Consider the following 12,185-nt stretch of genomic DNA (forward strand, 5'->3'; position numbering starts at 1 on the left):
CCGGATTTTTCAATTTATTATGTAAAATTGACAAAAATAACAGTCATACTTTTTTATTATAATTGTTTTTTATATGATTGTCCATTGATGAACGATAAAAAAGGGCGCTGCACATTCTGTGCAACACCCCCTATGGATTTCTCTCAGTTGGACGGCAAGATAACGGGTTATGCGTTGGCCTTGGGAAAATGTCTCGCCGTATACAACAGATACACCTTCCCCTTCCGGATGGCCGGAAAAATGGAATGGATGTCCCAGTGGTACTCCCCATCGTTGCCAAGGGTCCGGAAACCGCCGGAAATCATCCCTTCCGGGCTTTTCCGGATTCGTCCCATCATGGAATCCAATTCATTGAAAGTCAGGAACCGCTCCTGATCTTCCGGATGGATCATGGTCCGTGTATACTGCTGGACTATATCCTGGATACCTGTCCGTTTCTGGTAAAAATATTTCCGGTAGGGAGAATTCATGACCAGAGGAACGGCCGTATCGTTTTCCATATCCACCAGGGATACATTCTGGTACAGGTACAGCAGGTTCCGGTTGACCCAGTCCAGGCTGTCGCTGGCATTCTGATCTTCCTGGATGGTGAAATTGGTCAGGTACAGAAGTAGCAGGTGATGCTTGTCATGAGAAGCCAGATAACTGGCCTCCAGCCGCATATACCGGCCGTTCACCGTATAGGTCAGCGTCTTTTCGCTGCTGGTATGGATCACATCGTGCAGGAAACTGTGGATGTTTTTGCTGATGGGGCCTGCCAGGGCATTGACGAACACTTCCGTTTGCCGGAGGCTTTCCATGCCCGCAGCCTGGATGGTATTCCGGTATTCTTCATTGGCAAAAAGATACCGGAACCGATTCCCGGCCACCTCCGCCACCGCCATGGGCCTGTCTGTAAGAAAGTCGATGGACCCCAGTTTCCCGTAGTACTGACGCAGTTCAGGAGTTTCCACCTGCCAGCGTTTCTCCCGGTACATCTGCTTCAGTTCTTCAAAGGACATGGGCCGTCCGTAATAATATCCCTGGATCAGTTCGCAGCCAATGGACCGGGCAAATTCCGCCTGTTCCCGGGTCTCCACCCCTTCCATCAGGGTGTGGATGCCGATTTTTTTCGCCATCCGGATAATGGCCTTGATGATGTTCTGGGATTTTTCCGTAAACTGGGACAAAAAGGCCATGTCGATCTTGATTTCATCGAAGCTGTAGTTTTTCAGGGTATTCAAAGAAGAATAGCCGCTGCCGAAATCATCCATCCACACTTCGTATCCAGCCTGCCGGAACCGCTGGATTTCCTGATGGAGCACGTCTCCTTCATGGACGAAGACGCTCTCAGTGATTTCCACGTAGAGCATGTTCCGGGGCACCTGATACCGTTTCCGGATCTCTTCCACATCTTCGAAAATGGATCCCTGGAAGAAATCCATCCGGGAAAGATTGAAGGAAGCCGGGATCACGACTTTTCCCTGTTCCTGCTGAAACCGGTACAAACGGCAGATTTCTTCCAGTACGTACAGGTCCAGTTTCCGGATCTGCCGGCTTTCTTCCAGGATGGGGATGAAAATCCCGGGAGATATCATCCCTTTTTCCGGATCCATCCACCGGGACAGGGCTTCCACACTGGCAAGGGTCCCGGAAATGGTCCGGACCACCGGCTGGAAATACACCTGGATCCAATGTTTTTCCAAAGCTTCCCGGAAATGGTCGATTACATAATTCCGCAGATCCCGGGCTTCTCCCATGGTTTTGGTATAGAAGCATACATGGCGGTCCGGGATGTCCTTGATGCTGTCACAGGCCATCTGGGCCATGCCGCAGGCGCTTTCCACCGGGATGGTATCGTTTTCCACAGGATAGATGCCGAATTTCACATCCAGCCAGCTGGAATCGTACAAACCGTGGATCTGGCTGGAAATCACAGAAATCTGTTTTTCCAGGGAAGGCAGGGTGGTAAGCACCACGAAATGGTCGTCCATGAACCGGGAAATCAACTTGTTGGGAAAGTTCTCCCGGAGCACTTCGGTCATCCTGACCAGGAACTGATTGCCCTTTTCGCTGCCGTTGCGCAGGTTGTACTGGTTGAAGTTGTGGATATTCACGTAGACCAGGGCCATTTTCGGGGCCTTGGGATCATGGGCGGCCAAAGCCAGTACCATGGAGGCATGCCTTATGAACCGGGTCTTTCCGGGAAGCCCGGTAAGGGAGTCCGTATCGTAGATTTTGTATTTGGTATCGTTGTCCAGGAAAAAGACGTAAAAAACCGCCCCCACTCCGGGAATGAACACCCGATGGCCAAACTCCTCCACCCGACGGACGGATCCATCCTTCCGGATCACCCGGTAATTGACGAAATCCAGCTTGCTCCGGCTGCCGGCAATCTGCTGCCGAATGTCCCGTTCCACCTGTTCCCTGTCTTCCGGATGGACCAGGGTAACAAAAGACCCCCCTGTCAGTTCCAGGAAGTCATCAAAAGAAGAACAGCCAAACATGGACAGAAGCCAGGGATTGGCATAGAGGATTTCTTCCCGCTTGTTGTCCCGGTAAATCAGAACTCCTCCCGGCAGATGGTCCGGCATCTGCTGGAGGAGAAGATCCAGAGTCTGTTCTGTTGTCATGGATATCACCGTTCTTCCGGCACAGGATATTCGCCTTCCGGGAGAACCCAGAAGTATTCAATGGCGCCCAGGGTTTCGTCTCCTTTGAACAGGGGCTCTGTATGGACCATCACCGGAATCCGCCGGCCGGTCCGGTCTTTCAGGAACACGGGTTGCTGCCGTGACTGCCCATCATAGATGGTGGCCAGCATGGGGCAGAAATCATGGCACAGATGAGTCCCCTCCTGGTCGATGTGGTCCAGTTCTCCTTCATAACAGTGACGGCCCACCATTTCCTCCCGGCTGTATCCGGTAATGCGCTCGGCACCCCCACTCCAGAAAAGGATTTTCCGTTCCGTATCCAGCACATACATGCCAAAAGGAGCTTCATCCACCATCTTCTGAAGCAATTCTGTCATTTGAATATCCATGGAATCACCCGCTGTCTCCTGATTGTTCATACTGTTTCCGTAATTTGACAAAACAGATGACTTTTATCCATATTATAAGGGAATTTTACATAAAAGTCCACAATCGAACAGAGAAAAGAAATCAGCACCGAGACTCGCACCCCGCGGTTGGGCGTGCGAATTTTTTCACACCCCTTTTCAGAATTCAGGCGTCAGACCGCAAAAAGAATCCGGTTCGGCTCTCCTTACACCGCTCCACCTCTTCCGGAGTCCCGGCAGCCACGATCCTGCCGCCCTGGCAGCCGCCGCCCGGCCCCATGTCGATAATGTAATCAGCATTCCTGATCACATCAAGGTCATGTTCGATGACCACTACCGTGGCCCCATGGTCGATCAGGGTCTGGAAAACATGTAAAAGCGTCCTTACATCCTGGGGATGAAGGCCGATGGTCGGTTCATCGAAAATGAACACGGAATCACTCTGTCCTTTTCCCATTTCACTGGCAAGCTTCAGCCGCTGGGCTTCCCCACCGGAAAGTCCCGGTGTTTCTTCTCCCAGTGTCAGATACCCCAGACCCAGGTCGTGGAGGACCTGAAGCCTCTGCTGGAGGAGCTTCAATCCCCCCAGTGCCTGCAGCACCTGATCCACGCTCATATTCATGAGTTCTGGCAGGCTGTAGAGGTTTCCGTCCCGGGCTTTGCGGCGGATGTGAATAGCTTGCTGGCTGTAGCGGGATCCTCTGCAGTCCGGACAGGGAATCTTTACATCCGGCAGGAATTGGACGTCCAGCGAGATTTCCCCTGTGCCATCACAGGTGGGGCAGCGGAGTTTTCCTGTATTATAGGAGAAATCACCGGCTTTGCAGGACTGTTCCTTCGCCTCTGCTGTCCTGGCATATAGTTTTCTCAGCCCGTCGTGGACATTGGCATAAGTTGCCACCGTAGAACGCACATTGATCCCGATCGGTGCCGCATCGATCAGCTTGACCTGCGTGATTCCTTCTGCCTCAATACTTTCAATATGTCCTGGCAGTTTCTGTCCGTTGATTTTTGCCTGGAGCGCCGGTATCAGGCTCTCCAGGATCAGAGTGGTTTTGCCGGAGCCTGAGACACCGGTTACAACAGTGAGCCGTCCCATAGGGATCTTCACCTGCAAAGGATGTACTGTGTGGATTTTTCCTGTTTCCAGATGGATGGTCCCTTTGGCGAACAAAGAATCCTTTTCTGTCACTGGACGGATTCTTGATGTATATTGATCGGAAAGAAAAGGACCTATGACCGATTCCGGATTTTTTGCCACATCGGCGACCTTTCCCTGGGAAATCACCGTACCGCCCTCTGCTCCCGCACCTTTTCCCATCTCGATCAGCCAGTCAGCGTGTTTCAGGACCTGGGTGTCATGGTCAACAATTACGATGGAGTTTCCGTCTGCCAGCAGGTCGTCCATGACCCCTGTAAGGCCCTTGAGGTTAAAAGGATGGAGACCGATAGACGGTTCATCAAGGACATAGAGTACACCTGTGGTACGGTTCCGTACTGCCCTGGCCAGCTGCACCCGCTGCCGTTCTCCTGTGGACAGCGTGGACCCCGCCCTGTCAAGGGAAAGGTATCCCAGACCCAGGTCCATCAGCCGCTTGGAAACATCCAGGAAGGACTCACAGATGCTTTCAGCCATGGGGCGCATTTTTTCGGGCAAAGATGCCGGAACCCCCTGGACCCAGGGAATCAGTTCCGAAAGGGTCATGGCAGCTGCCTGATCCAGCCCGATTCCTCTGAGCCGCGGCGCACGGGCGGCTTCTGACAGTCTGGTGCCATGGCAGTCCGGACAGACATCTTCTTCCAGATATTTTTCCAGCCGTTTCATCCCCTTTTCGTCTTTGACCTTGGCCAGGGAATTTTTCACGGAATTGACTGCACTGTAGTAGGTGAAATCCATCTCTGCCGGCTCCAGAGTATTGGGATTGACATAATGGATATGATGTTTCTTCAGTTCGCCGTGATAGACGATTTCTTTCTCCTCCGGGGTCAGATCACGAAAAGGGACATTTGTCCGGACCCCCATGGTCCGAACAATGTCTTTCATCAGTGACCACATAAGGGTTCCCCAAACCACCACTGCGCCTTCATCGATGGTTTTGGAATCATCCGGTACCAGGGCCGCCTCGTTTACATTTTGGACAATCCCTGTTCCGCCGCAGGCAGGACAGGCGCCTGTACTGTTAAAGGCCAGTTCCTCCGCTCCGGGACCATAGAATTTCTCACCGCATACCGGACAGGTGATTTCCTGCATGGCCGCCACAGCGAAAGAGGGCGGGCAGTAATGGCCATTGGGACAGCGGTGGCTCCCCAGCCGGGAAAACATGAGACGCAGGCTGTTCAACAGTTCAGAAAGGGTCCCAAAAGTACTGCGGATGCCGGGGACACCCGGGCGCTGATGGAGGGCGAGGGCAGCTGGTACATACCGTATCTCCTCTACGTCCGCCCGTTCCGCCTGGGTCATCCGGCGCCGGGTGTAGGTGGAAAGGGATTCCAGATACCGCCGAGATCCTTCCGCATACAGGACCCCCAGGGCCAGGGAGGATTTCCCGGACCCGGACACCCCGGCAATTCCCACGATTTTGTGGAGAGGGATGTCCACGTCGATATTTTTCAGATTATGGACCCTGGCCCCCCGGACCTCTATATGGTCAGGGATGGAAGGGATATGTTTTGTGCTCATGCAGCATTATCTCCTTTGCTTGAAAGCCTTTGCATCTATCATAATACAGATCATTAAAAAAAACGTTGAGACAGGGCCTCTGGCAAAATGCCGCCGGAGCCGCCCGTTCCTGCAGCTCTCTCCAGGCGCGGGAGATGTACCCAGATACGCGAAAGCAGATGGGTGCATATCCTACGAATTTTGGCCGGGGCACAAGAAGGGCCCAGATGCACGAAAGCGGGAGATGTGGATTGTGGCATAGTACATAGGCGTACATGCCGCGATCCAAATCTCCCGCTGACAAAACAGATGGGCTCTCATTGTGCCCCGGGGTTATGCGTTAGCCCTTTTATTGCCTAGTCCTGGTTCGGATTCCAACTGCTCCCCGAGTATTCCAAAGGATGAGCGTGGCTGAAGGAAGCGCCGCAGCTGGGGCAACCGGTTTCTCCGCAGTCATTGCAGTACAGAGCACCGCAGTTGCCGCATTCAAAGAGCACCGGGCTCTTTTCTTCCCCATTTTCGCTTTCACAGTACCCGCAGGTGTTGCTGTTGCTGCCGGCTTCCTGTTCCAGGGTCACTTCCACCTGACGGTCCAGTTCTTCCTGGTTGGGCGCTTTTTCCGCATATTCCGGGAAGACAATGGAGTTTTCCTTGAAGATGTGGACGAATACGTCATTGATGAATTCTTCCAGCAACTGATAGGTCCGTTTGAAAGTGGCACAGGCATCAGCAGGAGCGGTGAAATGATCGGTGAGGGATTCGATTTCCTTGATGATGTCCCCGGCGGCAGAATGATCTTTTTCCAGGTTCTGGATCAGGGTGAGGACTTCCAGGTTGGGCTGGGGATAGGACCGCATCAGCGGGAACACCATCCGTTCTTCCCGGGCAAAATGTTCTTCCAGTTCAGTTTTCAGAGTACCGTAGAGATGATGGAGGCGGGTGAGCAGTTCCCCGTGGTGGACGAAATGGACCAGAAGGATCTTGTTCAGGTCCGTTTCGATTTCTGCCATGTATTTCCGTTCATCCACATGGTGAGTGGCTTCCAGGTCCTGGAGCATGTCAGGGATGGAAAGGTTCTTGAACCGTTCCAGGGATTCCTGCTGGCTGCCGGTTTTAGCGCTGTGGGCGGCAATGAATTCATTCAGGTCTGCCACCACCTTTTCCGCATCCAGATCCGTATTCTTCACAGCTTCTTCCAGAGGGATCCCCCCGCCGCAGCAGTAATCCAGGTGGAGTTCATTGAAAAAGGGAATGGTCTGGGGATAATCCCGTACAACGTCAGCCAAAGTATTCTTCACAGTAATCATGGAACATTCCTCCCAATTTGTTTGGTGTTTGTTTGATGGTCTAAGTATAGTAGATTAGTAGAAATAATTCCGTTGCCATGACAACTGCATAGAGTAACTTATTCATGTGCTTTTTCTTCTGCTTCATCAGCATGAAGATGTCTGTGGATGGGGTCCTCCGAGGGGCCGGCGATATGCAGATGTTCACCATCGCCAACTTGGTCAACTTAGGACTCCGGGTCAGCCTAGCCATGGCCCTGGCCCCCGCTTCGGCCTCCCCTTCGTCTGGTACGTCGTCTCCCTGGGCTGGCTGGCCAATTTCCTGCTTTCTGGCTGGGAATATCGGCGAGGAAAGTGGAAGGGAAAGAAAATGGATCCGTCGATCAGATGAATAGCTGGAAGGGATCTGTCCGGTTCCGACAGCGTCTTGCTTCCTTTCTACCCTCCATAGACTATTACGCCCAGAACAGCGGAAGCCAAGATCAGCCCAACGGGTGAAAGCTTCTTTTTCATAGCCCGCTGGTAACCCCTTTTTCCCAAAATCAGGCCAAGAATCACAAAAAGTGCCTGGAACGCCTGTTGGGGCTGCTTCCCTTGGCCGAGGCAATGCTGGAAGGTCATATAGAGGCCAGTCGCCAGCACGATACCCGTCACGCAGGGTTTCATCCCTCGCAAAAGACTCTGGATATATCGGTTGTCCAGCAGGTGATGGAGTATTGCCGTAACCAGAATGATGATCAGGAACGAAGGCAGGACAACGGCGGCTGTCGCGGTGATGGCTCCCAGAAAGCCTCCCTGGCTGCTTCCTACATAAGTCGCCAGATTGACCATAATCGGTCCCGGGGTACTTTCACTGACGGCAATCATATAGGTCAGCATGTCGTCATTCAGCCAGCCGTAGGACAGGACGACGTCCCGGATCAGAGGGATCGCACCATATGCACCTCCGAAGGCAAAACATCCGACTTTCAAAAATCCTGCAAATAAATCCAGATAGATCATTTTCCGCCACCACCTTCTTGATGGGATGGCGCCTGCAGCCTGGAAACTGCCAGACTGATTCCTGCTGCCAGGAGCATCAGCCGGATGGAAGAAATCGGTAGACTAAAGATATCGCTGCAGAGCATGGCCAAACAGGAACCCAGGAGGATGCCCCGTGACAGCCACGTCCTGGCGCCTTTTCTCAGCATCATCATGGCTGCCTCCAAAATCAAAAGCCCCACAGCGATTTTGATTCCCTGGAATGCGGCAGCCAGCAGTTTCCACGTAAAGAAATCATACAGGAACAGCGAAGCGGCCAAAATGACCAGAAAAGGAGGGACGACGATGCCAAAAGTAGCTGCAAAAGCTCCCGCCAATCCGGCCTGCTTATATCCGATAAAGGTGGCACAGTTGATGGCGATGGGACCGGGCGTAGATTCTGCAATTACGGTAATATCCATCAGTTCCTCATGGGTGATCCAGTTCTTTTCTTCCACACAGCTGTGCTCGATCATGGAAATCATGGCATACCCGCCCCCAAAGGTAAACAGTCCGATTTGGGCAAAAGTCAAAAACAAATCCCTGAGCTGATTCTGGTTCATGCTTTTTTCCCCCGATATTCACATTGGCAGGCTTTTTGCTCACGGTCCACCTGCAGAGAATCCCTCCGCATCTGTTCCACCTGCTCCGCCAGGAAGTCAATGGCTTCTTGGTCCGGCAGATAGTGCATATGATAGCCGTACTTTTCTCCATAGACCAAACCTGCTTCCCTCATGATCTTCAAATGCTGTGAAATGGCCGATTCCGAGATCCCGAACTTTTTGGAAAGAGACCGGACGCAGTGCTTCCTTTCCAAAAGTGCCTGATAGATCTTCAGCCGCATGGGTTCTCCCAGTGCCTTCAATATACGGTCAAGTTCCATAATTCCGCCTTCTTTGATTTAGTATTTACTTAAATATAACAGATTATTTTAATTTAGTAAATACTGAATTAGTTTTTAATCCCTCTGAAAGGCCGTAAGGTACAGGAGATGTGCCCAGATACGCGAAAGCAGCGGATTTTGGCTGGGGCATAGTACAAAGACGTACATGCCACAGTCAAAATCCGTTGCTGACAAAGTAGATGGGTACATATCCCGTGCCTGGGTTATGCGTCGGCGATGTCGGCGATAAGCGCCTCCACCTCCCCCTCCTCCGTACTCCAGGAGGTGCAGAAGCGGACTACCAACCGGCCGTCTTCCAGGTCCCCTTCTTTTTCAAAGACATATTTTTGGGCCAATTTTTCCGCCTGTTCCGGAGTGAGGACCACAAACTGCTGGTTGGTGGGACTGACCACGTATTCAGGAATCCCCTTCTGCCGGAAGGCTTCCCTGATCCGAAGGGCAAAGGCATCCGCCCGGGCAGCCAGTTTGAAATACAGGCCATCCCGGAGCAGAGTATAGAACTGAAGGCCCAGAAGCCAGCCTTTGGCCAGGACGGCTCCGCTCTGTTTCATATGGGCCTTGAACCGGCGGACAGCTTCCGGATGAGTAAGGACCAGCGCTTCCCCAAAGAAGGCGCCGCATTTGGTGCCGCCCAAGTAAAAAGCGTCCGTAAGCTGGGCCAAATCCGGCAGGGTCAGGTCATTGTCCGGAGCAGCCAATCCATAGGCCAGCCGGGCTCCGTCTACAAAGAGAGCCATCCCATATTTCCGGCAGACTTCTGAAATGGCGGTAAGTTCCGCTTTGGAATACAGGGTGCCGTATTCAGTGGTGAAAGAAATATAGACCATTGAAGGCCGAGTGAGCCATTCCGGTTCACCGGCATCATAATAGGACCGGACTTCCTGTTCAATCTGGGCGGCGGTGATTTTCCCGTCTTTCTGGGGCAAAGCCAGGATCTTGTGGCCGGTATTTTCGATAGAAGCACATTCATGGCCATTGATGTGACCGGTGGAAGCGCAGACCACACTGTCACATGAGCTCAGAAAGGCCGCGATGGTCACCAGGTTCACCTGGGTGGCTCCTGGGAAGAAATACACTTTGCCCTGGGGACACTGGCACAAGTCCAGGATCATTTTTTCTGCCTTGTCACACCATTCATCGGTACCATAACCGCTGAACTGGGTATCGTTGGTACGGACCAGGGCTTCCAGGATGTTGAGATGGGCCCCGTGGTTGTAGTCATTGTTGAATCGGATCATGATAAGTCCTCCCTGAAAAGATGATTTACCCCTTGATTCTATCATAAATCCAGCCCTTTGTCCTAAATCCCTTAAAAGACGTCAGAACCGGCCCTCACGGGCCTCTCAGAAGGCAGACGTCAGCTTTGTCCGATGCAGATGCAAGTTTCCAGCCTGTCCATAGCCAACAAGCTGACATCCGAAATCTGTAGGCCTCCGGCCGTGTCTGACGTCTTTTTTCTCCCTCGATTTTTTCCCTGAGCACCAGAGTAGGTCAGATGCGCGAATACGACAAAGCAGATGGGTGCATATCCCGCGAATCTCGGCCGGGACACAAGAAGGGTCCAGATGCGCGAAAGCGAGAGATTTGGATTGTGGCATAGTACATAGGCGTACATGCCGCAATCCAAATCTCCCGCTGACAAAGCAGATGGGCCCTTATTGTGCCCCGATGTTATGCGTTAGCCGCTTACTCCCATTCGATGGTCGCCGGCGGCTTGCTGGTAATATCGTAGACCACACGGTTTACCCCGGGGACTTCGTTTACGATTCTTCTGGAAACGATGTCCAGCACGTGGTAGGGAATGTGGGACCAGTCAGAGGTCATGCCATCGGTGCTGTTGACGGCACGAAGAGCGATGGTGTTGCTGTAGGTCCGGAAGTCACCCATGACACCGACACTGCGAATGTTGGGGAGACAGGCGAAATACTGCCAGATGGACCGTTCCAGACCGGCTTTGGCGATTTCTTCCCGGAAAATAGCATCGGCTTCCCGGACGATGTGGAGCTTTTCTTCGGTGACTTCGCCCAGGACACGGATGGCCAGGCCAGGACCCGGGAAGGGCTGGCGCCATACCAGTTCAGAGGGAATGCCCAGTTCTTCGCCTACGGCACGGACTTCATCCTTGAACAGTTCCCGGAGGGGTTCGATGAGGCCCAGTTTCATGTCTTTGGGCAGGCCGCCTACATTGTGGTGGCTCTTGATGGTGGCAGAGGTGCCGGTACCTCCGGATTCCACCACGTCAGGATAAATGGTCCCCTGGACCAGGAAGTCCACGTGACCGATCTTTTTGGATTCTTCTTCGAAGACCCGGATGAATTCTTCCCCGATGATCTTCCGTTTCTTTTCAGGGTCGCTGACACCTTTCAGTTTGCTGAGGAAACGGTCCTGGGCGTTGACCCGGATCAGGTTCATATCAAAATCCCGTTTAAAGACCTGTTCCACCTGGTCTCCTTCATCCTTCCGCAGGAGACCGTGATCCACGAACACGCAGGTGAGCTGTTTGCCCACAGCCTTGTGGACCAGGACGGCGGCCACGGAGGAATCCACCCCGCCGCTCATGGCGCAGAGTACGTTCTTGTCCCCTACCTTTTCCCGGATTTCCCGGATCTTGTTCTGTGCAAAGGAAGACATGGTCCAATCCCCGGACAGATTGCAGATATTGAACAGGAAATTGGAGAACATCTGCTTGCCAAAGGGAGTGTGCATCACTTCCGGATGGAACTGGACGCCGTACAGTTTCTTTTCCTCATTCTGCATGGCAGCGATGGGACATTCTTCCGTCTGAGCAATGACCGTAAAGCCTTCTGGTGCTTTTTCCGCATAGTCCTGATGGCTCATCCAGCATACATTGTTCTTTTCCAGACCGGAGAAGAGACGGGTTTCGTTGTCCAGGGATACAGCGGTCTTGCCGTATTCCCCGCTGCCGGCATGGGCCACTTTGCCGCCCAGAGCCTTGGTCATAAACTGATCCCCGTAGCAGATACCCAGGACAGGGATGCCCATTTCGAAGATGCCCTCATCCACGCTGGGGGTATTTTCCGCATAGACACTGTTGGGACCGCCGGACAGGATGATGGCCTTGGGATTCTTGGCTTTGATCTTGTCCAGGGTATAATTGTAAGGAATGATTTCGCAGTACACACCGCATTCACGAACTCGTCTGGCAATCAGCTGGCTGTACTGTGCGCCGAAGTCAACAACCAGGACAACCTCATGCTGTAAATTATCCATACTCTGCCTCCCTTTGGTAGTTTGTAATATTTAAAACAGTATACT

At 52.7% G+C, this 12,185-nt stretch carries 9 protein-coding genes; all 9 read right to left on the minus strand.

What is annotated here, in order from left to right; translation table 11 throughout:
• Nucleotides 1-167: 167 nt before the first annotated feature.
• The 9 genes from ACZOF8_RS00480 to guaA all read right to left on the minus strand — a co-directional run bounded on the left by ACZOF8_RS00480 (nucleotide 168) and on the right by guaA (nucleotide 12,140).
• Entirely contained in the window at nucleotides 168-2,612 is a 2,445-nt protein-coding gene (locus ACZOF8_RS00480) for an EAL domain-containing protein (protein ID WP_487426446.1), read from the minus strand.
• Nucleotides 2,613-2,617: 5 nt separating this feature from the next.
• Nucleotides 2,618-3,010, minus strand: coding sequence for a PAS domain S-box protein (locus ACZOF8_RS00485; protein ID WP_154487914.1), 393 nt, complete (start codon nucleotides 3,008-3,010; stop codon nucleotides 2,618-2,620).
• 196 nt (nucleotides 3,011-3,206) lie between these two features.
• On the minus strand, nucleotides 3,207-5,720 hold the full coding sequence (locus tag ACZOF8_RS00490) for an excinuclease ABC subunit UvrA (protein ID WP_487426448.1): 2,514 nt from the start codon (nucleotides 5,718-5,720) through the stop codon (nucleotides 3,207-3,209).
• A 335-nt stretch (nucleotides 5,721-6,055) separates the two neighbouring features.
• Nucleotides 6,056-7,006, minus strand: a complete 951-nt coding sequence (locus ACZOF8_RS00495) for a DUF542 domain-containing protein (RefSeq protein ID WP_487426450.1) — start codon at nucleotides 7,004-7,006, stop codon at nucleotides 6,056-6,058.
• Nucleotides 7,007-7,423: 417 nt separating this feature from the next.
• Nucleotides 7,424-7,987 (minus strand): chromate transporter, encoded by a 564-nt coding sequence (locus ACZOF8_RS00500; RefSeq protein ID WP_022487076.1) that lies wholly within the window; start codon nucleotides 7,985-7,987, stop codon nucleotides 7,424-7,426.
• A complete protein-coding gene (locus tag ACZOF8_RS00505) occupies nucleotides 7,984-8,568 on the minus strand; it encodes a chromate transporter (protein WP_154487917.1) in 585 nt (194 codons plus the stop codon). Before ACZOF8_RS00505 ends, ACZOF8_RS00500 begins: the two co-directional genes overlap by 4 nt.
• Nucleotides 8,565-8,888, minus strand: coding sequence for an ArsR/SmtB family transcription factor (locus ACZOF8_RS00510; protein ID WP_022487074.1), 324 nt, complete (start codon nucleotides 8,886-8,888; stop codon nucleotides 8,565-8,567). The genes ACZOF8_RS00505 and ACZOF8_RS00510 overlap by 4 nt, the downstream gene beginning before the upstream one ends.
• 224 nt (nucleotides 8,889-9,112) lie before the next feature.
• A complete protein-coding gene (locus ACZOF8_RS00515) occupies nucleotides 9,113-10,147 on the minus strand; it encodes a threonine aldolase family protein (protein ID WP_487426453.1) in 1,035 nt (344 codons plus the stop codon).
• Between the two features lie 448 nt (nucleotides 10,148-10,595).
• Nucleotides 10,596-12,140: a glutamine-hydrolyzing GMP synthase gene (gene guaA, locus ACZOF8_RS00520; RefSeq protein ID WP_487426455.1), complete on the minus strand. Its 1,545-nt coding sequence runs from the start codon at nucleotides 12,138-12,140 to the stop codon at nucleotides 10,596-10,598.
• Nucleotides 12,141-12,185 lie beyond the last annotated feature (45 nt).

The sequence above is a fragment of the Acidaminococcus sp. genome (assembly GCF_057597765.1).

Bases quoted from the DNA above. Each gene is read 5' to 3' on its own strand.
- ACZOF8_RS00480 (WP_487426446.1), bottom strand. From the start codon at position 2,612: ATGACAACAGAACAGACTCTGGATCTTCTCCTCCAGCAGATGCCGGAC.
- ACZOF8_RS00485 (WP_154487914.1), bottom strand. From the start codon at position 3,010: ATGACAGAATTGCTTCAGAAGATGGTGGATGAAGCTCCTTTTGGCATG.
- ACZOF8_RS00490 (WP_487426448.1), bottom strand. From the start codon at position 5,720: ATGAGCACAAAACATATCCCTTCCATCCCTGACCATATAGAGGTCCGG.
- ACZOF8_RS00495 (WP_487426450.1), bottom strand. From the start codon at position 7,006: ATGATTACTGTGAAGAATACTTTGGCTGACGTTGTACGGGATTATCCC.
- ACZOF8_RS00500 (WP_022487076.1), bottom strand. From the start codon at position 7,987: ATGATCTATCTGGATTTATTTGCAGGATTTTTGAAAGTCGGATGTTTT.
- ACZOF8_RS00505 (WP_154487917.1), bottom strand. From the start codon at position 8,568: ATGAACCAGAATCAGCTCAGGGATTTGTTTTTGACTTTTGCCCAAATC.
- ACZOF8_RS00510 (WP_022487074.1), bottom strand. From the start codon at position 8,888: ATGGAACTTGACCGTATATTGAAGGCACTGGGAGAACCCATGCGGCTG.
- ACZOF8_RS00515 (WP_487426453.1), bottom strand. From the start codon at position 10,147: ATGATCCGATTCAACAATGACTACAACCACGGGGCCCATCTCAACATC.
- guaA (WP_487426455.1), bottom strand. From the start codon at position 12,140: ATGGATAATTTACAGCATGAGGTTGTCCTGGTTGTTGACTTCGGCGCA.